The following is a 25044-nucleotide window of genomic DNA, read 5'->3' on the forward strand; positions in this document are numbered from 1 at the left end:
GGTAGGAGATGCTAGCAGATTGGATACAGCTCACCAAGCCCCGCATTCTTCAACTTAATCTGGTAGCAGCATTCGGTGGGTATTGGGTAGCGAGTAAGTGGGAGCCGGATTGGATGCTCTTGTTATGGCTGATGATCGGGACCACACTCACAATGGCTTCGTCCTGCGTGTTAAATAACATTTGGGACTGGCAGCTTGACCAAAAAATGACCCGTACGAAAGACCGGCCACTTGCTTGCGGACGACTGAAACCTGGGGGCGTACTGCTGTACGCCCTGGTTCTCGGTCTTGCGGGAGAGCTCGTGCTATTTTATAAAGTCAATGCGCTAGTAGGTTGGCTCGGATTGTTCGGGATGTTCGTATACGTAGTCGTTTACACCATGTGGCTCAAACGAACGTCAACCTGGAGCACGTCCATTGGTGGCGTTTCGGGAGCAATGCCGCCTGTGATGGGGTATTGTGCCTACACGAATGAGATAGACGCAGGGGCGTGGCTTTTGTTCGCTTTGCTGTTTTTGTGGCAGCCTGCTCACTTCTGGTCACTTGCGATTAGGCGTGTAGAAGAGTATAGAACGGCGGGATTTCCTCTCCTCCCGGTAGTGAAGGGAATCAAGCGAACCAAGTTCCAAATGATTCCGTACGTGGTGCTATTGTTGCCAACTGTAACGATTATGTACTTACTTGGTTATGTAGGGATTGTCTTTTTCGCTGTTTCCTTCCTATTCGGAATGGTATGGATGGGACATACGATGATCGGGATTGTGTCGGAGAACACGGAAAAATGGGCGAAGACAAACTTTTTCCTCTCGATTAATTATTTGATGATTGTTTTTGTTTGCATGGTAGTGGATACAGCAGGCCGTCCCTTTTTGTAAGGTACCGTTATTCCCGTAGGAAAGGTAGGGGGTTTCTGTGAAAGCCATCAAGTATCTCATGATTGGTTCACTGATCTTGGTTGCAACTGCATGCAGCAATGGCGCAACGGAAGAGCAATCAGAAGTTGCAGATGCAGATAAAAGTGCGATGAAGCTATACAAAAATAATTGCATGAGCTGCCACGGTAACGATTTATCCGGTAGGGTGGGTCCAGGCTTGCAGCAAGTTGGCTCGAAAATGACGGAGGAAAAACTCGTTGAAATAATTACGGTCGGCGCAAATGGCATGCCTGGTTATGAAAATGTACTCAGCGCAGAAGAAATCGGCCAGTTAGCGAAGTGGCTCTCTGAGAAAAAAGAATAGGAGAGGGGCGGTACAATGAAAAAAACAGCTTGGTTGATCATGCTCAGTATCCTGATGGTTCTGGTAACTGCGTGTGGTCCAGCAAGATATGATTACAACTATCCGGTTAATGAATTTGCTTATACGGACCAGGAAGGGAAGCCTTTTTCATCGAAAGACCTGGAAAATAAGGTATGGGTTGCTAACTTTGTCTTTACGTATTGTGGAACCGTTTGTCCTACGATGACAGCAAACATGGCTGAATTGCAGAAAAAAGCAAAAGAAGCTGGCGTTGATGCGGAGTTTGTTTCTTTCTCGGTTGATCCAGAAAGAGATACGCCAGAGGCATTGAAGTCATATTTGGGTAAATTCAATGCTGACTTCTCCAATTGGCATGCATTGACTGGGTATGGATTTGATGAGATCAAAACGTTTATTCTCAAGTCATTCAAGACTCCAATAGAAAAGGACCCTAATTCCGATCAAATCATCCACGACACGTTTTTATACTTGGTCGATCAAAAGGGAACAGTGGTTAACCGTTATGAAGGAATGACGGACGTGCCTTACAATCAAATTATCGAGGATATGAAAGCGTTGCAGGAGTAGGGGAGCCAGTCGGGTACGCCGAATAATAGGAAAGTAAGACAGATTCTCTATTTGGGAGGGGATGTAACATGTCAATTCAGCAACATAACGTACGAGTAGCAGTTGTTCAAGCTGCTTCGGTCATAATGGATCGTGATGGAAGTACGGAAAAGGCGGTTTCACTGACATTGGAAGCAGGCGAAAAAGGAGCGAAAATCGTTGTTTTTCCCGAAGCTTTTATCCCTGCGTATCCGAGAGGCCTTACTTTTGGGACAAAAGTAGGCAGTCGTTCCCCTGAGGGGCGTAAAGACTGGTTTCGTTATTGGGACAATTCGATTGTGGTCCCGAGTGAAGAGACAGACAAGCTCGGGGAGGCAGCGCGCAAGGCTGGCGTGTATCTCGTCATTGGTGTGATCGAGAGGGACAATGAAAATAGCGGTGGCACCTTATATTGTTCCGTCTTATTTTTCGGACCAGATGGTGAGTTGCTCGGCGTGCATCGCAAGCTGAAGCCGACTGCATCCGAACGATTGATTTGGGGAGAAGGGGACGGAAGTACTTTGCCGGTATTTGATACTCCATACGGTAAGATCGGGGCCCTGATTTGTTGGGAGAATTATATGCCGTTAGCGCGAGCAGCCATGTATGCAAAAGGCGTTCAAATCTACATCGCACCAACAGCTGATGCGAGAGATGCATGGCAATCTACCATCCGCCATATCGCATTGGAAGGCAGATGCTTCGTCTTATCGAGCAATCAGTACGTAACAAAAGATATGTATCCGACTGATTTGGCTTGCTACGACGATCTGGCTTCTTCTCCAGACGAGATGAGCAGAGGTGGAAGTGCGATTGTGGGGCCATTGGGTGACTATATCGTCGAGCCTGTTTTTGGTCGGGAAGAGATTCTCTACGCTGATCTAGACATTCGCGATATCGCTTATAGCCAATTCGATTTTGATGTGGTTGGACATTACTCGCGCCCGGATGTTTTTACGTTGTTGGTGAATGAAGAGAAAAAAGAGAATGTGAAGTGGATGAAGTAAGTCCGTTTGTAAAATACAGAAGACCTCCATTGCTTGATAAAAGCGGTGGAGGTCTTTTATTAGTTGCTGTGGTGGGGGAAGAAGCGCATTTCCAGTCTACGCTTCGGAACAAATAGCGGGAGCGCTTCAAACGTAGAAGTTTCGAAGAAGTATTCCATAAGTGAAGCAAATTCCCCACCATTTATTCCGGTGCTGGGATGGGCTCCAGAGGCGCTTGGACTGGAAATGCGCTTCTTCCTGCGTAGCTTTGGCAAATATTCCTTTAAGGTAAATCCAAGTAGTAAAAAAGTTGAATCAAAGCTTCCTGTCTTGACCTGCAAAAATGCTCTAAAAGCTTGAAAGAAACAAAAGCTGTACGAAAGTCCTGTCACAGGACTTCCCCCGACCACAATCGTTGACCGACAACTATGACAAAACAGCCTTCAACGCATCCGCAAATTTAGAGACACCAAGCGTAATTTCCTCTTCTTTTGGTCGTGCAAAGGTAAATCGAATGTAGCCGGAGTCTGAACCATACACACTGCCAGGTACAAAAACGACGCCTCTGCGAACGGCTTCTTCAAACAATTGGTTGTCGTTCACATCAGGGTTAATTTTACACCACAAGTGTAATCCGCCTTGGGGAATGGTGAACGAAAGCTCATTGGGCAACTCTTTTTGCAGTGCCTCCACAAGCAAATCTCTTCTGTACTGTAAATGCATACGTAACCGCTCTAAATGTGGCAGGAAGTTATCGGAATGCAAAAACTGGGCCGCGATTTTTTGTGGTACCACGCTCAGGCCAAAATCCATCTGCTGGCGGGCATCTGCCAGACGTTCGATAACGGAATGAGGCGCCACCATCCAACCGACTCGTAAACCGGATGCAGCAATTTTGGAAAAGGAACCAATGTAGACAACGGAGCCAAGTTGATCCAATGATTTGAGTGGCAGTGGAGGCTTGCCGTCATAGGAAGTCAGACTGAAAGGATCGTCCTCTACAATCGGCAGACCGAGTTCGCTTGCTACATCCAACAGCTGCGTGCGCCGAGTGGGATCAAGACAAATTCCTGTAGGGTTTTGAAAAGTGGGATTGATAAAGATCATCTTGATCCGATGTTTTTTATACAAGGCTCGAATATCTTCTGGATCAATTCCGTTATGGCCGACGGGAAGGCGGAACAGGCGAAGTCCAGCAGATTGAAACATAGGCAACGAGTAAGAATAAGAGGGATCTTCGATGGCAACTGCATCGCCGGGTGCAAGCAGACATTGGGTGATCAAATAAAGAGATTGTTGAGAACCCGACGTGATCAGAATGGAAGAGTCCGTTGTCTGCACATTCCGGTATCGTGACAAATACGAGACCAGCTCTTCGCGCAATGGTGTAAAGCCTTGCGGATTGTCGTATCCGAGATATTCCGTGAAGGGGTTTTCCTTCATCAGGGTACTGATTTCCTTACCTGGTGAGAGTTGAGAAGACAACTCCCCACTCGCAAAATCGATGAGACTGCTGTCTTTTTGCAAGGCTTCTCTAATCCGCCGCAGATAAGACAAATTCGGGAGGAATTGACCACCTTCTACATATCGATGCCAGTTGGGTGTATGCTTCGGAGTTGCCTCCCATTTATTTTTACTTACACGAGTACCGCTTCCTGTTCTGCTCTCGATGATGCCTAATGCCCGAAGTTCCTCGTACGCTAAAATAACAGTGCTTCGGTTTACTCTTAATTGCTCAGCCAGTTTTCTCTCAGAAGGGAGCAGGCTCCCAGGGGGGAACTCTCCATATGAAATTCTGCGTTCAATCTCATCGGCTATTTGGTGGTATAGAGTTTGACTGCTCGACCGATCAGGCTTCCAAATGATAATCACAACCTTGCACATATTCATTGTTTGTTATATGGGGGAATCCATTTCATCATAACATTGTTAAGAAAAATACATGTGACAAAGTCGTTCCAAACTGTTGAACATGGATGGATAAAAGAATCATGATGGTTCCATTTCCGAATGAGTATGATTAGGTTTCCATCCAGTGGTGATGAATACTCGTGATAAAAATAGATAGATTTTTCTTGCAAAGAGAAAGGGTGTGTCAATCCGATCAAGAATGAGTAATGACAGTATATGGGAAAAGAGGCGTGATCATTGAGTAATTTGACGCTACGGTATTTGAAGGTTTTGGTTTTAGCATTATCCGCAGCATTTGGAACATCCATTTTCTTAGGGAATCTTATGGACTACCATTCCAATTATCAATTTGTCCAACATGTTCTGTCCATGGATACCACTTTTGAGGGTAACGCACTTATGTGGCGAGCGATTACTGATCCTACTGCTCACACCATTGCTTATATCGGAATCATCATTGCGGAAGGGCTATTCTCACTTTTTGGTTGGATCGCGGCAGGAAATATGCTGCGTAATGTAAAGAAGGATGCAAAAACGTTCAATAACTCTAAAACATTCGCATATATCGCTTACATGGTTGCTTTTTGCATCTGGTTTTTCGGATTTGCGATTGTGGGCGCAGAGTGGTTCGCCATGTGGCAATCACAAGTATGGAATGGTCAGCAGGTAGCATTTAACATTACAGAGGTGATGATTGGATTCGTGATTTTGGTTTCCTTGCGAGATCGAGAATTAACAGATATGTAGTAGTAGAGCCACGTTCCTTTGAGAGCGTGGCTTTTTTATTTGAATTGCATTTTTCGTTCGGAGTTAAATATGCGAGGGAATCACGAACGTCGGGTTATGCTGGTTCAAAATATCTTCCATTCGCTGACGCACAGTTTCTTTATACGAGGGATCTGGCAGAATGTAAAAGCGATTGCTCTTGATCGCCAGGAAGGTGTGATCAGCTACTTCTTTCGGAGAAATTCCTTGCTCGACACCTGAACGAATGAACTGGTCGATGGCGGTGGTCATCGGTGATGGCTCCACGATATCTCCTGGTTTGCTGTACTCGGCTGGACGATTGCGATGGGCGTCACATATTTGCGTTTGAACAAAGCCGGGGCATAAAACGGAAACACCGATTTTAGATTGGATCATTTTCAATTCGTGGTAGAGGGTTTCCGACAGACTAACTAGCGCATGCTTGCTTACACGATAAATGCTATTCCCTGGTCCGGACTCTAGGCCAGCGAGAGAGGCGGTGTTCACGATGTGGCATTCAGTCCCTTGTTTTAACATCATGGGTACGAAAATTTGTGTAGCGTGAATGGCACCCCACAAGTTCACATTCATGACCCATTGCCAATCAGCAAGGGTGCTTTGCCAGATTGTCGAGCCTCCGCCAACCCCTGCATTGTTGAACAATAGATGGACAGCACCGAACGAGTCTAGCGTTTTTTGTGCAAGCATCTGGATATCTTTTTCTTTACTTACGTCCGTTACGACGGCGAGGACAGTTGCTCCTGCTGCCTGTAACTCCTGCTCTACTCGTTGGAGCGCCGCTACTTCTACATCGGCAAGAACAACCTTCATTTGCTCCTCAGCACAGCGCATTGCCAATGCGCGACCGATACCGCTGGCCGCTCCGGTAATGACCGCTACTTTGTTTTCAAACTGCTTCATGACATCCTCCTCCAAAAAACTCAAACACTAGGAATTGATGTTTAGATTATAATAGACAAATTGATTAAATGTCTATTTTTATTTGTGGTTGAGCGCAACCGATGATCCTGTGAGCATGTGGTGAAAAAAGAAGCATATATTTTGGTGAGACTGGAAAGATGGGTGAGACCAATATGAAGGGAATCGGAACGCAGCATTGGAGCGTCATAAAGAGCTTGATACCTCCTACGGCAGAACTAGTGGTCATGCCAAAGCCGCACGATCAACCTGCCGTTATCGTCGCTGATCTCGATGGAGATAATCATCAGGAAATAGCCTGTGTTTATCGCAACCAGGGCGAAATGTACGTCATGGTCGCCAAGCAGGATGACAATCGCTGGCATCCAATCGGTAATTTCAAAGGACAAGGCTATACGGTTTCCGAATTATTGGCTGCTCCCATTGTCGATGCCCAAATGAATAGCTTATTGATTGGGTGGCAAATAGGCGGGGTATGGTCGAACATAGATATTTTGCAGTGGTCGGCGAATGGATTTATGCACATGCTCCATCAGGAGACACGAGCAAGCAGGGTAGAGGTGGAAGACATGCCGGGGGTTAATGGAATGGATGGCAACGCTGAGCTTGCGCTGTGGCTACATGATAGCGGAAAAGCGTTTCAAGTAGAGGTGTATAGGTGGGACGCAGGAAATCTGGTAATCGCAGACGATGTCTATCCCTATTATTTTCAGAAGATGGTTGCCTACTATGAGTCTGTTCTTGAAGAGAGTGATGCGGCGAGGTATTGGTACTACCTGGGGGACGCGCAAAGAAAAGCAGGAATGCATGCTCAAGCTTTTCAATCCATCGAGCAAGCATTGCAGTTTCCCAATCCGTATCCTTCTCGGGAGACCCTGCTTCGTTGGAAGAAAGAGTTGGATGCAGCAAAAAGAAAAAGCTAAAAAAGCACCCATTGGCGGGTGCTTTTACTCTTTATGAGGGGGAATCGTTGTTTCCTTATTGCACTTTATAAGACATCAAAATTTCTTGTGCGAGCGGCTTCCACTCTTCCATTTGTGCCTCGGTGCAATTGAAAGTAGTCATCAGCATTTTGCCGTCGAGCTCTGTAAAGAAAATGAGGTTGTAAATTTTCGTATCAGCAGCAGGAGTCAGCAGTTCGAACACACCAACGTTTTTCCCGTTGATTTGGATTACTTCATCGCGATACCAGGTTGCATCTTGGTACATGTTGGAGAACGCTTGTTTCATCGGATCCTTCATGTCTTTGAGAAGGCTGTCTTGAATAGGTGTTTCTGTATGACTAAATGCAATGTTAATGGAACCTTTTTCATCGGTATAAATCAAGGAAGGACGATTTTCCATCGGGTATTTTGCTTTTGCCATCTCTTCGGACATGACAGTAAAGCCTTTTGGAATCAAGATTTCCACTTTGTCGTTCAGAACCTTTTTCGCTTCCAGCTTGTCGTTTGTTGTTGCAGCAGAATCTGTTTTTGGAGCTTCAGTTGTTTTAGCGGTTTCTGTGGTTTGTGCTGCATTTTGCTCAGCAGGCTTTGTATCAGCTGGTTTGTTCGAACAAGCAGTGATAGCCAACATGGAGAGCAGCAAAGCTACGGATACTAGTTTTTTCATCTGAATAGATCCACCTTTTTATACATAATTGGAAATGTACGGAATTTCCTTTCCGATTCTATCATGGGGTGTATAATAATGGAAATATAAGAGGTTAATTGTGAATATTCGAACAATTAACTTTCTCTTCTACAGGATCAAGGGTACTAGGACAAAATACACCCATTCACACCATGCTAAAATGGGTGTATTTTCCTATTTTCAGATATGGTGTGTCGTAATATAGCGGTTGCGAATCTTCTCTCCCAAATAATTTACCGCAAAACGGACAAACGCCCCGTTCCAACCCATATAAATACCGAAATTGTTCAGCTGTGCAACATGCCCGAGCATGACAAAGCGCTTGAAACGGGCATTCCGACTTTTAGGTGCTTGCAGTCTGCCATTGATACGCAGTGTACTCCATCCCCACAAATGGGTGAAGCAATAATGGAGGGCCTCAGATGACAGTTCCACATCACAATCGAGTGGATCGCATGGGGATTCGATCAACCCATCTGCTAGGGAAAAGCGAAATGTCTTTTGATAGTCTGACAAATAAAAGGTAACGATCCTAACGATAGAGAGAAACAGCGAATGATTATTTTTCCGAATCTGTTCCTTGAAGTCCAAGCCAGCCTCGAAGAGCTTGTCCGATTCGATTTTGCTAAAAGGGATGATCCTGCTGGGGAGAAAAACGTGACAGGAATTTGAAAAACATATTTTTCAGGAATTTGTGTCACAAGCTGTGCATGAGGAGGATCGTAACAAGTGAACAGCAATCAACGAGTCGAAAGGATGAACCGACATGAAAAAGCAAGCACTTGTTACCGTTAGCATGGCAGCACTCCTTCTCTCAGCGGTATCCCCATTCGGGATCGCACAAGCACAAACACAAACCAACATGGTAGTCGCGGCGAATAAAGCGCAAGCGATCACTTTTGATCAGCTCGTCAAAGAAATGGACAAAAAACAGCCTGTCTCCATGTACATCGAATCCACGCACACATCGAAAGCGAAGCAGGGCACCGAGACCCAAAAGGCAAAAACATGGGATAACACGATCAAAGGAGAATGGAGAGAGGAAATCTCAGACGGGAAAAGGGTTCAGCATGCCGTTGGGAAGGCAGGACAGGTGGCGGCGTATCAAGAAGGCGGCAGAGGATTTGTCCACTCCGCAACGATTGGCACATACGATAATGAAATCAACAAGACGAAGCGAGAGCTACAGCGCTTGAAAGTAGCGTTGCCAGATTCGAAGGTGGCGATCACTGTGAAGGAAGCACAACTGTTGAATCGAGCCGTGTATCACGTGGTCAAAAAAGAAGAGGCGAAAATCAATGGCAAGCCTCACCATTACCAGGATGACCTGTGGATCGACAAAGAGACAGGGCTGCTGCTCAAGCGCACCTTCACCCACAATCAAGCACAAGCATTTTCGTACACCGTAGACAAGGTGGATTTCCAACCTGTTTTTGATGAGAAAACATTCGAAGTGAGCATTCCGGCGGGTGTGGAGCAGAGCAAGTTTTCCTATGAGGTGGAAAAGGTAGTAGCCGAGGTGACGAAGCTTTTCCCAGACACTGCACAGTTTTCCGATTATGATGATTACGGCGTAGAAGGTAACTGGCAACTCCTGAAAATGCTTGAAGCACAAAAACGGGTGTACAGTCCGACTCCTCGGGCAGAAGCTTTCGTTATCATGGATACCCGTACAAACGAATTGAGCAAAGTAATGATACAAAATCCAGATTGGGTGTCGAAAAAGCTCCCTGCCGAGAAGGTGGCAAAAGAGAAAGCAGCTACTTTCCTGAAACAGCTGGTGGGCGATCAAGCAAGCCAGTATAAAGTAGAGGCAAAGGTTGAGCAGGGCGGTGGCGGTGCTATTTTCGAAGACTACGATCATGGCTTTGTGACAGCAGACGTGACGTTCCGTCCAGCCAAAGGCAAGGGAATCACGATCTCCGTGGATGAAGCAGGTCGTATCGTAGGCTTTCAGTATACGGAATAAGAAATAGGATCAAGCTGACAGCTGTCGCTTGTACGATGGCTGTTTGTATGTATAAAAAACAAAGTCGCCATTTCTGGCGACTTTGTCATTTTTATTAGTTTGGTAACACGTAAGTATATACGGAATATTTGAAGTTGTTGTTGTCCAAATCATAAGATACGCCTTCAACTCTGATGTTGTATTCTCTTCCAGCTACTAAATCAACATCGAAATAGTCCTTTGTCCGAGTTGTAGCGTAATTGTAGTTACTGTTTAACACTAGTGTGAATTCCTGACTATTAGCTTTGGAGTAGGCGATTTGAAAACGGACTTTTTGATTTACGGTAGGAGTAAACTTGAAGTAATCTTGCTGGTCTCCGTTATTTCTATCCAGTTTACCGTTAATTTGGTTTCCGTCAGCTACATGAAAAACATTTGCTGTGTCTCTGGTGTTGTTTGGCTCATTATCAGGGTATACGGCAGCAAATGCGGATGCAGATGTACTTAATACGAGTGTTAGGGCAAGTAGACCAGTAGTAGCAAACTTCTTCATGTAAATTCCTCCTGAGTATGTAAAATTTGGGACAAGTACAACATATCAATTATTTGGATAATTGTAAATATGTGCTAATTTTGTTCACTAATCTTTCACATTTGTTGATTAGGAAGACTCACTGAAATTTAATATAAACCGACAAAAAGCATTCGGGATACGAATGCTTTTTACGTGCAGCCAATCGCTGGTTTTATCCGATAAAACGAATAATCTCTTCCTTCGCTTGTCTCGTTTTCGCACGGGGCTCATTTTTCCGGTAGCCAAAAGCCACCATGCAGGCGACGCCGAAACGCTCTCTGTCGAGGAGTCCCTCCGCTGCTAGGATATCCTCGACCTTTTCTTTTGCAAAGCCTTCAATGGGGCAGGAATCAATGCCGATCATCGCAGCAGACGTCATCATATTGCCAAGTGCGATGTAGGTCTGTCTGGATGCCCATTGGAACATGACTCGCTCGTCGTCAAACAGGGCGAAATCGTTTTTCAGGAAGTTATCGTAGGCAGTGCCTTTATGTTGTACGACGTTTTCCGGCAAGTCCTGCGTGTCTTTCATGATATGTTGGATATATTCGGAATCAGCGGCCATTTCTTGTTTGGTCCGCGCCAGTACGATGACAAAATGGCTTGCGGTCGGCAGTTGTTTTTGCGCCCCCCATGTGACGGGTAACAGCTTTTCTCTAAGAGCTGGATCTTGCAGCACGAGGAAGTTCCATGGTTCAAAGCCAAAGGAGCTAGGAGACAGGCGAGCAGTCTCCATAATAAAATCAAAGTCTTCATTCGTAATTTTTTTAGCTGCATCAAACTCTTTGCAGGCATGTCTGAATTGATAAGCTTCTATGATTTGATCTTTACGCATGATGTCATCCTACTTTCGAATAAGTTTATGAAACCGTTGATAGAAAATGGGCTGGCGTGGATCAATAGCAGAGCGGGACCGTTTCCCTCCACTGCGTAAGCGATGTCGACTGGGCCTACCCGCACTTACTTTTCCATGAGCTCCCTCCTTTAAAAGTGTTTTACAAAACTGAGCATACCGAATACACTAAAGAAAAGTAAGTACGCACTTTTTCGGTTAATACTTACGAAAAGGGAAGTGAGTGGGATGAAGAAGCTGCCATCGATGATGTACCTATTAAATGGAAAAGAATATCCTTGCCCGATCGAGCTTGCCGTCTCGGTTTTTGCGGGAAGATGGAAGGTATCGATCATTTGTCAGCTACTCAAAGGGAAAAAAAGGTACGGAGAGTTAAAGAAAAATATAACCGGTGTGAATCATAAAATGCTGGCAGAGCAATTGCGGGAGTTGGAGGAAGCAGGAATCGTCAAACGTGAAGTGTATCCTGTCGTTCCGCCAAAGGTAGAGTACGAGTTGACCGAGCTAGGGAAAGGCTTGGGACCTGTCATTGAGTATTTGCGAGAATGGGGAGCACATTTTCAAACAGCGGCACCAGAAGAGTCTCTATCTACTGCTCACGGGTCATGAAAACCGCCACCTGAAAGGGTGGTTTTTTTATTTTGTAACCTCCCTGTGGTTTTTCCGACTATTACATAGGACAAAAGGGAGGGAACGACTGTGAAACGACCAATCAAGGGCAGTGAAGCTCTCACCAGCAGCAGAAAAAACAATCCAGACGACTCCACATGTGACCTTCCTCCATTCCGTTTTATTGGTTAATGATAAGAAAGTCCCCAATTTATAGAAAAAGTTAACATGTTACCAAGAATTTCCAATATTGTAGGTAAGGGTATTCTGGTGGTTCTGTATAGATGATCTGTCGATTCATCCTATGTATGAATCTGGTGCAGTTATCAACAGAATTTTCCGCATGCCAAAGAAAGGGGGGCGATCTTCATGAATCTATAGAGGAAACCATTCCCACAGGATAACAACTTCTAAAACGGGAGGAAAGTTTATGCAAAAAAGTTTTAAATACCTGTTCACGTCTGTTTTTTCTTTGATTTGTGTTTTGTACTTTCAAACGGATGTTTTTGCCGCACCCGCATACGATGGAGTTGTCAAAATGAAGCAACCGTCAGGAGAATCGTTTCAAGCTGTGATGCATGGAGATGAATGGTTCCATTGGGCAAGCACAAAGGATGGCGATGTACTTTTACAAGATCAGGAGGGATATTGGAATTACGCTGAACTTACATCAGATGATCTGAAATCGACGGGGATAAAATATAAAATTGACGAAAAGCCTTCAGAAGCGGTAAATGAGAAAAATCTGATGAAATGGATAAATGAGTACGATCCTCAAGCGAATAAAAAACAGGAGTTCATGAATGAGCTACAACAAGAATTTTCGGAATTACCAGAAAATATTGACGGAAGTGTCACGCCAGTTTCAGGAACCCCAAAATTGCTTGTTTTGCTAATTGGGTTTACAGATGTTGATATCGCATATAGCGCCAACGATTGGAGCAACAAATTCTTTTCTGCAAATCAAAAGTCAGTAAAGCATTACTATAATGAAGTGAGTAATGGAAAAGCACAGATCACTCCAGCATCCGAAATATATGGTACGCAAAATGATGGAGTTGTGAAAGTAAGATTAGATTACGCTCATCCGGATACATCGGGAAAAGACATTAGGACGGTTATAACAGATGCACTGGATAAAGCTGATCCTGAGGTGAACTTTGCTAGTTTTGATACCAATAATGATCAAGTCATCGACTCCAAAGATGGCTTCTACATTGTAACTGTTCTTGCTGGTAATGAAGAGGCTAGTGGTGGTACAGCGCCAAATATTTGGGCACATCAGTGGTATGCTCCCAACACAAATCATGATGGTGTTACAGTATCAGGTATGTATACGACGCAGGGTGAAAAACAATTTGGTCATATGGCAACGATGGGTATCACTGCTCATGAATTGGGTCATTCCTTGGGCCTTCCAGATCTCTATGGTGCTAATAATCGTGTGGGTGGTCTAAGTTTAATGGCAAATGGAACCTGGAATAATCTCCAAGGGGAAGATCCTGGAACTACACCCACTCATATGGATGCCTGGTCAAAAGGAAAATTAGGATTTGTAACACCAACTGTAGTAAATGCCGCTAACAATTTTACGCTACAAGCCATCCCGAATAATTATAATGTTTTAAAGGTTCCTTTAAAGGATAATACGTATTTTTTAGTTGAGAATCGCGAAAAAGTTGGATATGATGCTAGCTTGCAAACAGTTTCTGGAGGCATCGCGGTTTGGCACATTGATGAATCCATGAGTAATGACACGAATGATCCTCATCCTTTCATTGACATAGAGCAATCCGTGAGCGAATACCAAGACCCATTCTATTACACGAATAATAATCATGCTGCCTCCTTTAGTCCAGACACCAATCCAAACAGTAATACCTACACTGGAGAAAAATCGGGAGTAACGATTACGACGACAAGCACAAGTAATTCTGCCATGAATGTGGCAGTCACAGCAGGAGAAGCCAGTCTGATTCCGAAAACGAATTGGACGCTAAAATATGTAGACAGCGATGAATTGTACAATGAAGCCCCGAAAGCCTTTGATGGAAACAACAGCACGTTTTGGCACACGAAATGGAGCCCCGTAGCTCCAATGCCGCACGAGATTCAAATTGACTTGGGTGCAACGTATAGCCTTTCCAAATTCAGTTACCTGCCAAGACAAGATGGTCAAGTGAACGGAACGATCAAGAATTATGAGTTCTACGTCAGTAGTGATGGAGTGAATTGGGGAACAGCTGTAGCCACAGGTACCTTTGCAAATGATACCACGTTGAAAGAAGTCAGCTTTGCAGCCAAGACAGGTCGCTATATGAAACTGCGTGCCTTAAGCGAGGTAAACAATAACCCATGGACAAGTGCGGCTGAAATCAATGTATTTGGGCAATAAATAATACGCTACCCAAAAAGGTTATCATCTGCTGAGAGTTTCGTTCGGCATTTGATAACCTTTTTATTCGCTCGGGGTTAGTAAAATAGCAATCCATAAGAAACATGCCATCCATGAAAGCTCTAGAATTAACAGTAATTCACTGCCCGATAAGGAGGGATTCCGAATGATGAATGAACATGTCAATCCTATTTCTCAAGAGGTACCCGAGCCTGAACCGGCTCTTTCTCGTCTGAACATTTTTGTGGGGAAATGGGCGACAGACGGACTGATTATGGAAAGTCCTGCTGGGCCAGCCGCGAAGTTGAAAGCAACTGATACCTACGAATGGCTGCCTGGGGGATATTTTCTTATTCACCATGTAGATGGCCTGATGGGGGATAAAGAAGTCAAGACCATTGAGATCATCGGCTATGATGCGACTAGTCAAATGTACTTCACGCACGCTTATGACAATTATGGAAGCATGGCTTCCTACTATGCGAATTTATTGGGCAGAGATTGGACGATCACAGGGAAAACCGAACGTTTTACCGGTAAGTTTAGTGTTGATGGCAACACGCTCACTGGCACTTGGGAATTGCTGGGCAATGATGAGAGTTGGGCACATTGGATGGATATTCGATTAACGAAGGTTGAGTAGAAGGATGAGGACCAGAGAGGGAGCATCAGGGGAGGATGCTCCTTTTTTATGGTTAATTTTCATTTTATCAAAAAATACTTGAATAAAATTAAAGTTTTAATTAATATAATTAAAGACAGGAGGCGAGGCGATTCATGGAACGCGACGAAATTCCATCTTGGGTGTTAGCTCTGGACAAGGAGACCCTCGAATTTATCAGGAAGTTTATTATCAGTTCGGGCTCTCTCAAGGGGATGGCTGATGAGTACGGTGTATCGTACCCAACGGTGAGGGCCAAGCTCGACCGAATCATTAAAAAGATCGAATTACATAGCAAGGAAGCGGAAGTAGAGTTCGTGCAAATGATCAAAAACCTGGTCATTGACGAACGGATGAGTTTGGAGGTAGCCAAGCTCATTATTGAAAAATACAAACAAGAAAGAGATGAAAGCAGATGAGTACGGGGATGATTCAATTTTTGGTTGGGCTCGGTATTGTGGGGATACAAAATTTACTTGGCAGACTGAATCACGCTTATTGGGGGGCAATCTTCCCAGGCATCTTTCTTGCGTATTTGGTCTACGGTTATGCCACTGGTTTATTTAAAGATGGCAGTGAACTGACGTTGATCTTGGTAGCAGTTGGTGGGATCGCGATTCTATCATTGGCTTGGTCGAAAGGCAGGAGAGCGATGAAGGCGAAGAGGAAGAAAGAGATGGAGAGAATGGAGCTGCTTGATTTGTAGTGACTGGAACCACCTGAGCAGGGTGGTTTTTTGTTTTGATAATAGTAGCTGTAGTGGGGGAAGAAGCACATTTCCAGTCTACGCTTCGGCCTACGCCCTGCAAGGGGGATTGACTGTCCGCTTCGGAATAAATGGCGGGAGCGCTTCAAACCAGAAAACGCGAATGCGTTTTTGTATGTGATAAAAGCTGAAATTCCCCGCCATTTATTCCGAAGCTGGGGCGGGCTCCAGAGGCGCTTGGACTGGAAATGCGCTTCTTCTGACGCGGCTTTCATTACCATCTTAAAAGCAGATTCACGGAGATACCAAAGTGTTGAGACAACAAAAAACAGCCCCCGCAGAATGTACTCCACGAAAACTGTCTTCAAAATCAAGTTTACTTTAAAAATTTCACTACCCCGTTAAAAATCCAATCCGCACCATCTCCCGCGAAGCGCTGAATCAATTGCTCTGAACCGTTCATTTCTGCATACTGCTGTTCCTCCGTGGTAATCGGAATCATCCATAACAGATTAACGGGATCACCCGCCATGAGCGGAAGTGGAATACTCGGTGCATCCTCAGGTTTTGCGAGCAGCATGGAGGAGAAGCGGCTGTTGATCTGACTGATTTCCTGGCACGGAATGGTGTGACCTTGTGCGAGGAAGGTCATATACGACCACGGCAAAGAGGTTTGGGCGCTGATGTAGGCCAGAAATTGCTGCTCGTTTTGGGCGAGCCATTTGGTTTCGCAGGCAAAGGCCAGCTCGAATCGGCGTAATTGCTCTGGCTCTTCTGTATACTGCTCGACTTTTGGCTGACGCAATATGGACACGCCGAGGGTCATCGCATAGGTAACGTCTCCCTTTTCGATGGTCACCAATGCTTTCGGAGGCCAGTGACCGCCGTCGATGCCGTAATACTGTTTAACTGGGCCGAGAGTCGAGGTAATCGCGTCCATGAACTGCTGCTGGATGTTAGGCCAAGGGTTGCCATCCCAGCTCGCCCAAAAATGCTGGGCAGCCTCGATTCGAGCAAACATGGTGTTCGTCTCTAGTGTTCCCAGCGGAAAGCATAAATGAGATTCTCCGGTGCAATCTCGCGCATACGAAGGATAGTGCGAGCCGTCCGGGGAAGGGCCAGCCCAGCTGGGAATCACACACAGCACCTCATCCTCATACAAAAGTGCCGCTGCATCGCCTTCCTCCAGCCAGACGATCGAGAGCTGCTCCGGATCCAGCCTGTCTGCTCCATCCGGATGAGCGCAGCAATCGCGTGGAAGCATGGGAGCTTGACCATCCTGCATGGCAGCGAAATCGATCGAGTCCGGTGCAGGTCTGTAATTTCTTACCCAACAAGAGCGAATGCTGGCATGCTCCTCACCGGGATAATCCCACAAATAAAAAAAGACGCCGTTCTCATCCTCTTCGACAAAAGCTTGAATCGGACAAATCGGAGAGAACTCCTCTACTAGGATGTTTTTCATAGGTTTCACCTTCAATCATCGTGATAGACTCGCCGATAACTATAAAGATTTGCGCTTGATTAAACAGGGTTAGAATACCATAATTGAATATTGATTACAAAATTCGGCACTTTGAAAATGTTTGCCCAGCAAAGGAGGTTACCAGATGAATCAATGCACCATTTATGTCTCCATCCAACAATGCGAGAAAGTCGTAGCTGCGATTGTCGAGGCTTTTCGTGATCAATTGGTAGAGGTATCCGCAGACGAGCGGGCCGTGACCGTGACAGATAAAAAATGGTTTAGCAAGAGCAAGATCACCTTCAATCTTATGCGCGAGGACGATGACCAAGAAGCCTTTCTCCAGATGAAAAAAGGGATGTACGGCTACTTCGCACAGATTGAAACGGCACACGAGAAGGTCCAGCAAAAGCTGTTGTACCAAATTACAGCGCTCAATGTGGCGGTAGGAATCGTAGCGAGCAAGGAATTCGACCAGAAGACGTTTGCAACTATTATGGCGATTGCTGAAGATGTACACGGGATCGTCTTTCTCCCTACCGGAGACATGCTCGATAAACAAGGAAGGCTGATTCTCAATACGGCAGGAGAATCGGAAGTGGACGATTTTCTAGTGACGGTCAGCGTAGACCTGATCGATGGACATATTCAGCCCTCCCAGTCAGGAGAAGCGCGCAAGGAGCGGAGCATCAAGCTATTGCAGGAGCAAGGCATTCCGTACATCCCGCATCTTCCTGTCATCGTAGGGGACGAGGACGCTGTCATCAGGAGCAAGGACGAGATGGTTCAGCGAGCGATTGCCCTGTGCTTGATTGCGGTATATGCTGGAGGGATCGCCGAAAACGGGCAAATCAAGGAAGAGCGGGAGTTCATCGAAGGGATTATTGAGCAGTTTGGCGCTGCTGAATTCTTTACGGAAAAAGAGAGAGACTTCTTGAATGATCCACAGCCAGACCGAAGCGATATGATTCAGATGGCTTGGATGTACGAATGCTACTGGGTACTGCTGTGGGCACTCGGCTATGTGGAAGAGCTCCATTTCCCAGATGAGATTTGTGATGTAAACACCGCGATTGACGCTCTCAGAAGCGCAGGTGACTATGACACCTTCTATAGCAATGCAGTTGTGAGAAGCAAACAAGAGATTCTCGACCAAGCAGATTTAATCTATCGCTATGACTGGGCATGTGTGGATGCGCGCATCAACAATCGCACGGTTGCAGGCGGTTTGAATGACGAAGTAGTTGTTGAAAGACACAGAGCATTGAATTGGCTGGTTCGTTACATGGAGGACGACTGGGATCATGTCTCAACGGATACATAGGCTGTATTCGCGAAAAAGTTGGGCACCTTGTGTGATCTTCCTAGCAGGAATGGGCGATAGCTGTGAGACTTGGAAGATCGTTCAAGATCGAATCTCGCAGGAAGCGTCGACCTTATCCTATGATCGTGCGGGAATTGGCAGGAGCCCAGCGGCAGCAGTCGTACCGCGGACTTGTCGTGATCTGGTCGAGGAGCTATATGATTTGCTGCAGGAGATAGGGGTGGAGCCGCCATACATTTTGGTCGGGCATTCTTTTGGCGGCTTGGTTGCTAGACTGTTTGCCAGTCTGTATCCGCACCTCGTTTCGGGCATGATTCTGGTGGACGCTGCTCCGGAATATAAGGAGCTCGCGTATGAAAAGGTTTTGCCTGAAAAGCTGATAGCAGCCAACCGGGAATATTACGAGAATCCGATGTTGAATCGAGAAAAGATCGATAAGATACGGAGCTATCAAGAAATCGTTGACCATTTTCGGCAAAGCGACATACCTGTCTCAATTATCACGAGAGGCTTACCGGACATATGGGACGAGGAATGGCCGAACGAGGAAATTTTGAAAATCGAACAAAATCTGCAAGCCGATTTCAGGCGGCTATCTACATCAAGCAAGCAAAGAATTGCCGGTCGCAGCGGGCATTATATTCATCATGATGAACCGGATATCGTGGTTGAGGAAATTTTGATGATGTTGAGGGGGATGAAAACGTGATGGATACGAGAACAAAACTCATACTGGACCTGCAGAGATTGGAGCAGGAACAATACCTGATTCGTGAAGGGGAGCAACTACAGGATTTCGTCGGGCTATTGCTGCAATACATCGGGGACCCTGACCCGGAGCTGCGTGATAATCTCATTTACCCGGTATTTTATTACTGGATTCTTGATGAGAAACATCTGACGGAGGCGCAATTGAGCAGCCTTCTCCGCGAACTGACGGACGATACGCATTTGTTCTATCAGATCGGCAGCGAGGGTGATCAATCTGTATTTACGAGGACATTCTCTGCATTGCCGATTGCCTTGATCATGCGACGTCACAGGCAGAAGCCTTTTTTGGAGCTCGCTGATTTCCAGCATGTGAAGAATGCCATGCTCCGCTATTTTCAAGAGGAAAAGGATTTGCGCGGCTATTTGTCAGAAGGAGGCTGGGCGCACAGTACGGCACACGGGGCAGACGTATTCGTAGAGCTAGTGCAGTGCCCAGAGAGCGACGAAGCCGTACAACGAGACATCCTTCGTGCGATCCAGGGCGTGTTGGATAACAGAAAGCATATTTTCAATGACGAAGAAGATGAACGTCTGGCAAGCATTGTCGACACGATGATAGATAAAGATTTGCTCCCAGAGCAGGAGCTCGCTGACTGGATCAATGGCTTGGCAAGCTGTGCAGAACTGCCGAAAAGTCGTACCCAGGTCATCGCTCGAGTGAACAGTAAAAACTTTTTGCGCAGCCTTTATCTAAGAAGGGCACGAGATAGCCAGGAAAATGAACTGGCGGCTGCTATGCTTGCTGCCGTAACGAAATTAAACAGATTTGCGATCAGTTAAAGGGTGAAGGTTGATGCCGTGACAGACGGCATCAACCTTTTCTTTTTTATACGAAGTTTTAAAAGGCAAAGCTGGTAAGAAGAAAAAGCGCAGGGCTCGCAGACCTTGACAACGCCTACCCAGTCGGAACTTCAAAAAGGGGACCACGCTTGTCGAACACTTCTTCCTCGAGAACCTTCCGCCCGTAGGGTGGCTTTGGCTCGACGGTCCCCTTTTTTAAGTGTAGACGGACAGTAATTCCCCCCTGATGGCGTGTCAGAGTCGAAGAGAACTGCGCTTTTTCTTCTCCTCCACTGATTGACAATCACCCACTAGTACTATATAGTTCTAATTATGAAACGAACCTCAAACCGTGACCATGTCATCGTCACTGCATCCAATTTGTTTTTGCAAAAAGGACTCATGAATACCAGCATGGATGACGTCGTAGCACATAGCAAAGTCTCCAAGTCCAACATTTACTACCATTTCAAAAGCAAGGAGGAGCTCGTCGTAGCTGTGCTCAGCTACAGAATGGACGTACTGAGAGGAGCACTGGAAGACATCCTGCAACGAACAGATCTGTCTGTTTCCGCACGGGTGGGGCTTATTTTTACCACCATCGCAGAGGAACTGGAGGGACGCTCCTGCGTAGGAGGCTGTCCGATTCTTTCCTTACTGTCGGCACAAATACCAGAAGTCAAAGCGCGAATCAACGAGTTCCTGATCGAATGGCAGAACCTAGCGGAAAAGCTGCTCATGGAGGGAATCGCCCATGGAGAATTCAAGGAAAATATCTCTATTCAGCAAACGGCAGTCTTGCTCGTGACCATTGTGGAAGGAGCGATGCTCATGGCTGAATCGCAGGGTCATGCACAGGCACTCGTAGGCGCTGGTCAGACACTTCTACACTTGATTCAAGTGTAGGATTTTTTTGAAGTCAATTAGTACTAATTAGTTCTAAAAATATAAAGGAGGCAAAAACAATGGCTGTCGTTTTTGTAACAGGCGCGACTGGATTTATCGGCAAGGAGGTAACAAAACAACTGACACGAGCTGGTCATACCGTGCTGGCGCTGGTTCGTTCGCCCGAGAAGTGGGATGAATTGCTGATGCAGATGACACCAACAGAGAGGTCCAATTGCAATGCCGTGCGGGGTGATTTGCGAAAGGAGGGCTTGGGATTATCAGCGAGCGATTACGAGCAGGTATTGCGCGCAACTATCATCATCCATGCAGGTGTCCCGATGGATATTTCGATGGATGAAACGGTGGGGAGGGACGTGATTTTACAAGGAGCAAGTCACCTTGCAGCAGTAGCGAACGAATTGCATAAACAAAAGCGTCTACAAAAGCTGATTCATATTGTTGGCTACATGAGTCCGTTTGACGATGAGAGTGGAAAGCTGGCGACAGATGTTTTTGCGACAAACGATTTTTTACGAGAGGCAGGGGGCTACGAGAAATACAAGTTTCTGGCCGATCTATACCTCAGACAAGAGGCGTATCAAAAAGGAATGCCGCTTGTCGTGGTGAATCCGAGTACAATTATAGGTCCGCGAAGCACGGGGAACACAGAACAAACGGATGGCCTGGGGCTCGTGATCAGCTCCATGCGGCGTGGAAAATTCCCTGTTCTTCCGGGTGGCAAGGAGTGGTGGCTGCCCTTACTTGCCGTCGACGATTTGGCCGAGGTCATTGTGGGGATTGTAGAGGCAAATCACATCGAGCATCAAACGTATTACGCCTTAAATGAGCGGAGCGCTACGCCATCTTTTTTGGAGCTAATTTCGTTGATGGCCAAAGAATTACGGATGAAGTCACCAGCCATTCCTTTCCCGGTATCGGTTTTGAAAAAAATCCTGCATAACGGCGGCAGCCGCTTGCTCGGGGTACCTGCCAATTCGATGGACTTCATCGTAAAGAAAGACTTCCCGCTCGCTGCCTTTCAGCAAATGAAAGCGAAAAAAGGCATCGATGCATACGACGTAGCGGCTTATCTTCCCAGTGTGATTGCCGATCTGGATTATCGTTTGTCGGTAAAGGATCAGAAAGTGCCTCCTTACTATCACCGAGAGCAAATCGCAGGCATGGCTGCATACAAGAAAGAAGGCTTGGGTACTCCGTGGCTGCTCGTGCACGGGCTTTTCAGTGAGATGAGCGATTTACTCCCGCTCGCTGAACAGCTGGGTGAAGATGCTGTATGGTTACTGGATTTGCCCGGGTTTGGCAGATCGCCCTATCACCATCACGAAAATCCGATCGAGGGCTTTATCGAGGCATTGGCGGAGGCATTGCGACAACTGCCGTCTCCGGTTCATCTTGCGGGACATTCATTTGGCGGGTTTTTGGCGTGGGAGGCAGCAAAGCGAGTACCGGAAAAAATCGAGAAGCTATACCTTCTGCAGCCGCCCCTGCATGCGCCGAAGTATTCTTTGCTGCTGGCGGGATTGGGGAAAAGTCCAGCCCTTCTTCAGCGTTTTTTGCAAAAGCAGTTAACGCCAGCCAAATTGGAAAAAGCAATGCTTGAGCAAGGGGTATTTCAGTCCACGGAGGAAATGCCAAAAGGCTATGTAGAAAAGGCAGGGAAGCTCCTGCAATCCCCGCGGATCAGCAAGACGCATACAGACGTGCTGCGCTATTTTATGAATGAACTCCAGCAAATGGCGGTAACAACACAGCCGTTCCCTTTTCCAGCCCAGATCGTATGGGGAACACAGGATCAAACGTATCAGCTGACAAAAGGAGCAGAGGATGCTTTCATGAAAGCAAATGTAGAAATCGAAAGGCTCTCCGTCGCTCATCATTTTCCGCTCAGTCATCCACAGCTAACGGCAAACATATTGCTTCAGATGAGGCATGGTAAGGAATGACGACGGAGCGATTCTTCAGAAGGGGCATGGTAGAAAGGGACCATGCTCTTTTTGAATGAGGCAAGAAAAAACGAGTTGAACTTTCTGTGAATTTCGAATAGACTATTTTTATCAAATAACGACACTATAACGACAAGTGTCGTTAGTGAAGAAAAAGGGAGGAGAGTAAAGTGCAGGAACGCAACAGGAAGAGGCTAGTTTATACCGTTTCTCACATCTGGGTGAAGACCTCATGAAGCAATATATAGTGAAGCGCCTATTGTCGGGCATCATTGTCCTGTTTGGACTCTCCGTTTTTACGTTTTTGCTTATTCATCTCATCCCCGGTGACCCTGTGCGGATCATGCTGGGGCAGCGGGCGACTGTCGAACAAATCGAGTCGCTTCGCGGAGAGCTGGGCTTGAACAAAACTTTGGTCGTCCAGTATTTCGACTATGCTTCTGGCGTTTTGAAAGGGGATCTCGGCACTTCCCTGAAAACGGGCCGGCCTGTAAGCACAGAAATTGCCGATCGTTTTCCCGCGACAGCAAAAATGGCAGTAGGCAGCCTCGTGGTGGCAGTTGTGATCGGCATCGGGCTTGGTGTCCTTGCGGCGAAATACAAGGATACACCTATCGACGGAGCGATCATGACCTTTTCCACCTTTGGGATGTCCATACCCGGCTTTTGGTTAGGCTTGCTCGTCATCCTTGTGTTCTCCGTTCATTTGGGGTGGTTTCCGATTGCGGGAGGAACGGGGCTAAAAGACATGGTTCTTCCAGCGTTTACCTTAGGGACATTGATGGCGACCGCACTCAGCCGACTCACACGTGCTGGCATGGTGGAGGTTTTGTCCAATGACTATATTCGAACAGCACGTGCGAAAGGGATGAATGAACGAATTGTGCTGCTGCGGCACGCTTTTCGCAATGTGATGATTCCGATTGTGGCTGTCATTGGCCTGGAACTGGCTGGCTTGCTGGGCGGGGCTGTGATTGTCGAGCAGGTTTTTGGCTGGCCGGGAGTGGGTACTTTGGCGATTCAAGCGATTAGCTCGCGGGATTTTCCGATGATTCAAGGAACGACGCTGTTTATTGGAGCTGTGTATGTCCTCGTTGTCATTTTGATTGATGTCCTGTATGCGCTTCTCGATCCTCGTATTGACTACGCCGCGAAGGAGGGGGTGTAGCGTGTTCTGGAGTAAGCAATGGTCTATGCCTCGTTTCGAATTATGGGAGAAGATCATGCAGCAAAAGAAAGCGAAATATAGCTTCCTGATGATGCTCTGCATTGTTTTGCTGGGAATTATCGGGCCGTGGATTGCTCCGCATGATCCTACGAAAACGTACTACGAAGCATTTATGCAAGGGCCGTCGAAAGACTTTTGGCTAGGGACAGATGCGATTGGCCGCGATATTTTATCCCGGATGCTGTACGGAACACGAGTGACACTGACCGTAGCTGTGCTGGCGTCTGTCATGACGTTTGTAGCAGGAACGCTGATTGGTGTGACATGCGCTTACCTCGGAGGAATTGTTGACAATCTGATCATGAGAATCATGGACATCATGCTGGCGTTGCCCGGCATTGTGCTTGCTCTAGCAATCGTAGCTGTGCTCGGACCGAGTCAGGAAAATGCGATGATCGCGATCGGAATATCATCGATTCCGGCCTTTTCGATTCTGATCCGTGGTGCGGCACTCTCGATCAAGCAATCCGGCTATGTGGAAGCAAGCCGCTCCATCGGCAGCTCGAATTGGTGGATCATTACGCGCCAGTTCATTCCAAACATCTCCAACGTGCTGATCGTCTATACGACCATGTTTATAGGCGGTGCCATTTTGGGGACCTCGGCTCTGGGCTTTATCGGTTTGGGTGCCCAGCCTCCTACACCGGAGTGGGGAACGATGCTGAATGAAGGGAAAAATTACTTGCGTGAAGCTTGGTGGCTCGCTACTTTTCCCGGTCTTGCGATTACGGCAGTCGTTTTTACGGTGTATCTGCTCGGGGATGCATTGCGTGATATCTTTGATCCCAAATCATAGTTTACGAGCTTCCGTTCCCGAA

The 25044-nt window shown here is 46.5% G+C and carries 27 protein-coding genes; 20 read left to right on the forward strand and 7 right to left on the reverse strand.

Annotation, left to right across the window (positions count from 1 at the left end; translation table 11 throughout):
- Positions 1-8: 8 nt before the first annotated feature.
- From cyoE to ACM6JA_RS20275, 5 genes are all read left to right on the forward strand, one after another.
- Positions 9-875, forward strand: a complete 867-nt coding sequence (cyoE, locus tag ACM6JA_RS20255) for a heme o synthase (protein ID WP_414853770.1) — start codon at positions 9-11, stop codon at positions 873-875.
- Between the two features lie 37 nt (positions 876-912).
- Complete coding sequence (locus ACM6JA_RS20260) at positions 913-1239, forward strand: c-type cytochrome (RefSeq protein ID WP_414853771.1); 327 nt, start codon at positions 913-915, stop codon at positions 1237-1239.
- 15 nt (positions 1240-1254) lie between these two features.
- On the forward strand, positions 1255-1827 hold the full coding sequence (locus ACM6JA_RS20265; RefSeq protein ID WP_414853772.1) for an SCO family protein: 573 nt from the start codon (positions 1255-1257) through the stop codon (positions 1825-1827).
- Positions 1828-1895: 68 nt separating this feature from the next.
- Entirely contained in the window at positions 1896-2852 is a 957-nt protein-coding gene (locus ACM6JA_RS20270) for a carbon-nitrogen hydrolase family protein (protein ID WP_007723939.1), read from the forward strand.
- Between the two features lie 63 nt (positions 2853-2915).
- Positions 2916-3191: a hypothetical protein gene (locus ACM6JA_RS20275; protein ID WP_414853773.1), complete on the forward strand. Its 276-nt coding sequence runs from the start codon at positions 2916-2918 to the stop codon at positions 3189-3191.
- A 66-nt stretch (positions 3192-3257) separates the two neighbouring features.
- Here the strand turns inward: ACM6JA_RS20275 and ACM6JA_RS20280 are convergent, their stop codons facing one another.
- Positions 3258-4721, reverse strand: coding sequence for a PLP-dependent aminotransferase family protein (locus ACM6JA_RS20280; protein ID WP_414853774.1), 1464 nt, complete (start codon positions 4719-4721; stop codon positions 3258-3260).
- Positions 4722-4979: 258 nt separating this feature from the next.
- On the opposite strand from ACM6JA_RS20280, the gene ACM6JA_RS20285 reads away from it, so the two are divergent.
- The gene (locus ACM6JA_RS20285) at positions 4980-5489 is read left to right on the forward strand and encodes a DUF2165 family protein (RefSeq protein ID WP_414853775.1); all 510 of its coding nucleotides are present in this window, start codon (positions 4980-4982) and stop codon (positions 5487-5489) included.
- A 63-nt stretch (positions 5490-5552) separates the two neighbouring features.
- Here ACM6JA_RS20285 and ACM6JA_RS20290 read toward each other — a convergent pair whose 3' ends face one another.
- The gene (locus ACM6JA_RS20290) at positions 5553-6410 is read right to left on the reverse strand and encodes an SDR family NAD(P)-dependent oxidoreductase (protein ID WP_414853776.1); all 858 of its coding nucleotides are present in this window, start codon (positions 6408-6410) and stop codon (positions 5553-5555) included.
- Between the two features lie 158 nt (positions 6411-6568).
- On the opposite strand from ACM6JA_RS20290, the gene ACM6JA_RS20295 reads away from it, so the two are divergent.
- Positions 6569-7351 carry a hypothetical protein gene (locus ACM6JA_RS20295; RefSeq protein WP_414853777.1) on the forward strand — a complete coding sequence of 261 codons (783 nt, stop codon included), beginning with the start codon at positions 6569-6571 and terminating at the stop codon, positions 7349-7351.
- Positions 7352-7406: 55 nt separating this feature from the next.
- On the opposite strand, the gene ACM6JA_RS20300 is transcribed toward ACM6JA_RS20295, so the two are convergent.
- Both ACM6JA_RS20300 and ACM6JA_RS20305 read right to left on the reverse strand, forming a co-directional pair.
- Positions 7407-8039: a hypothetical protein gene (locus ACM6JA_RS20300; protein ID WP_414853778.1), complete on the reverse strand. Its 633-nt coding sequence runs from the start codon at positions 8037-8039 to the stop codon at positions 7407-7409.
- 201 nt (positions 8040-8240) lie between these two features.
- Positions 8241-8651 carry a hypothetical protein gene (locus ACM6JA_RS20305; protein WP_414853779.1) on the reverse strand — a complete coding sequence of 137 codons (411 nt, stop codon included), beginning with the start codon at positions 8649-8651 and terminating at the stop codon, positions 8241-8243.
- 175 nt (positions 8652-8826) lie between these two features.
- Here ACM6JA_RS20305 and ACM6JA_RS20310 point away from each other — a divergent pair, with 175 nt between their 5' ends.
- Positions 8827-10029 carry a hypothetical protein gene (locus ACM6JA_RS20310; protein ID WP_414853780.1) on the forward strand — a complete coding sequence of 401 codons (1203 nt, stop codon included), beginning with the start codon at positions 8827-8829 and terminating at the stop codon, positions 10027-10029.
- Positions 10030-10123: 94 nt separating this feature from the next.
- Here ACM6JA_RS20310 and ACM6JA_RS20315 read toward each other — a convergent pair whose 3' ends face one another.
- Both ACM6JA_RS20315 and ACM6JA_RS20320 read right to left on the reverse strand, forming a co-directional pair.
- The gene (locus ACM6JA_RS20315) at positions 10124-10561 is read right to left on the reverse strand and encodes a hypothetical protein (RefSeq protein ID WP_414853781.1); all 438 of its coding nucleotides are present in this window, start codon (positions 10559-10561) and stop codon (positions 10124-10126) included.
- Positions 10562-10754: 193 nt separating this feature from the next.
- Positions 10755-11417 (reverse strand): NAD(P)H-dependent oxidoreductase, encoded by a 663-nt coding sequence (locus ACM6JA_RS20320; RefSeq protein WP_414853782.1) that lies wholly within the window; start codon positions 11415-11417, stop codon positions 10755-10757.
- Positions 11418-11663: 246 nt separating this feature from the next.
- On the opposite strand from ACM6JA_RS20320, the gene ACM6JA_RS20325 reads away from it, so the two are divergent.
- The 5 genes from ACM6JA_RS20325 to ACM6JA_RS20345 all read left to right on the forward strand — a co-directional run bounded on the left by ACM6JA_RS20325 (position 11664) and on the right by ACM6JA_RS20345 (position 15806).
- The gene (locus ACM6JA_RS20325; protein ID WP_414853783.1) at positions 11664-12044 is read left to right on the forward strand and encodes a winged helix-turn-helix transcriptional regulator; all 381 of its coding nucleotides are present in this window, start codon (positions 11664-11666) and stop codon (positions 12042-12044) included.
- Between the two features lie 430 nt (positions 12045-12474).
- The gene (locus ACM6JA_RS20330; protein ID WP_414853784.1) at positions 12475-14439 is read left to right on the forward strand and encodes a M6 family metalloprotease domain-containing protein; all 1965 of its coding nucleotides are present in this window, start codon (positions 12475-12477) and stop codon (positions 14437-14439) included.
- A 166-nt stretch (positions 14440-14605) separates the two neighbouring features.
- On the forward strand, positions 14606-15082 hold the full coding sequence (locus ACM6JA_RS20335; RefSeq protein ID WP_414853785.1) for a DUF1579 family protein: 477 nt from the start codon (positions 14606-14608) through the stop codon (positions 15080-15082).
- 134 nt (positions 15083-15216) lie between these two features.
- Positions 15217-15519, forward strand: coding sequence for a DUF2089 family protein (locus tag ACM6JA_RS20340; RefSeq protein ID WP_007723913.1), 303 nt, complete (start codon positions 15217-15219; stop codon positions 15517-15519).
- Positions 15516-15806, forward strand: coding sequence for a hypothetical protein (locus ACM6JA_RS20345; RefSeq protein WP_414853786.1), 291 nt, complete (start codon positions 15516-15518; stop codon positions 15804-15806). Before ACM6JA_RS20340 ends, ACM6JA_RS20345 begins: the two co-directional genes overlap by 4 nt.
- A gap of 376 nt (positions 15807-16182) precedes the next feature.
- On the opposite strand, the gene ACM6JA_RS20350 is transcribed toward ACM6JA_RS20345, so the two are convergent.
- Positions 16183-17271 carry a suppressor of fused domain protein gene (locus ACM6JA_RS20350; RefSeq protein WP_414853787.1) on the reverse strand — a complete coding sequence of 363 codons (1089 nt, stop codon included), beginning with the start codon at positions 17269-17271 and terminating at the stop codon, positions 16183-16185.
- A gap of 145 nt (positions 17272-17416) precedes the next feature.
- On the opposite strand from ACM6JA_RS20350, the gene ACM6JA_RS20355 reads away from it, so the two are divergent.
- From ACM6JA_RS20355 to ACM6JA_RS20385, 7 genes are all read left to right on the forward strand, one after another.
- Positions 17417-18595: a DUF4272 domain-containing protein gene (locus ACM6JA_RS20355; RefSeq protein ID WP_414853788.1), complete on the forward strand. Its 1179-nt coding sequence runs from the start codon at positions 17417-17419 to the stop codon at positions 18593-18595.
- On the forward strand, positions 18576-19304 hold the full coding sequence (locus tag ACM6JA_RS20360) for an alpha/beta fold hydrolase (protein WP_414853789.1): 729 nt from the start codon (positions 18576-18578) through the stop codon (positions 19302-19304). Before ACM6JA_RS20355 ends, ACM6JA_RS20360 begins: the two co-directional genes overlap by 20 nt.
- Positions 19301-20146, forward strand: coding sequence for a DUF2785 domain-containing protein (locus ACM6JA_RS20365; RefSeq protein WP_414853790.1), 846 nt, complete (start codon positions 19301-19303; stop codon positions 20144-20146). The genes ACM6JA_RS20360 and ACM6JA_RS20365 overlap by 4 nt, the downstream gene beginning before the upstream one ends.
- A gap of 333 nt (positions 20147-20479) precedes the next feature.
- Positions 20480-21052: a TetR/AcrR family transcriptional regulator gene (locus ACM6JA_RS20370; RefSeq protein WP_414853791.1), complete on the forward strand. Its 573-nt coding sequence runs from the start codon at positions 20480-20482 to the stop codon at positions 21050-21052.
- A gap of 59 nt (positions 21053-21111) precedes the next feature.
- The gene (locus ACM6JA_RS20375) at positions 21112-22998 is read left to right on the forward strand and encodes an alpha/beta fold hydrolase (RefSeq protein WP_414853792.1); all 1887 of its coding nucleotides are present in this window, start codon (positions 21112-21114) and stop codon (positions 22996-22998) included.
- 232 nt (positions 22999-23230) lie between these two features.
- On the forward strand, positions 23231-24166 hold the full coding sequence (gene nikB / locus ACM6JA_RS20380) for a nickel ABC transporter permease (RefSeq protein WP_414853793.1): 936 nt from the start codon (positions 23231-23233) through the stop codon (positions 24164-24166).
- A 1-nt stretch (position 24167) separates the two neighbouring features.
- Positions 24168-25022 (forward strand): ABC transporter permease, encoded by an 855-nt coding sequence (locus tag ACM6JA_RS20385; RefSeq protein ID WP_414853794.1) that lies wholly within the window; start codon positions 24168-24170, stop codon positions 25020-25022.
- Positions 25023-25044 lie beyond the last annotated feature (22 nt).

Origin of the sequence: Brevibacillus sp. IT-7CA2 (genome assembly GCF_949767855.1) — a bacterium.
Lineage (GTDB): Bacteria > Bacillota > Bacilli > Brevibacillales > Brevibacillaceae > Brevibacillus.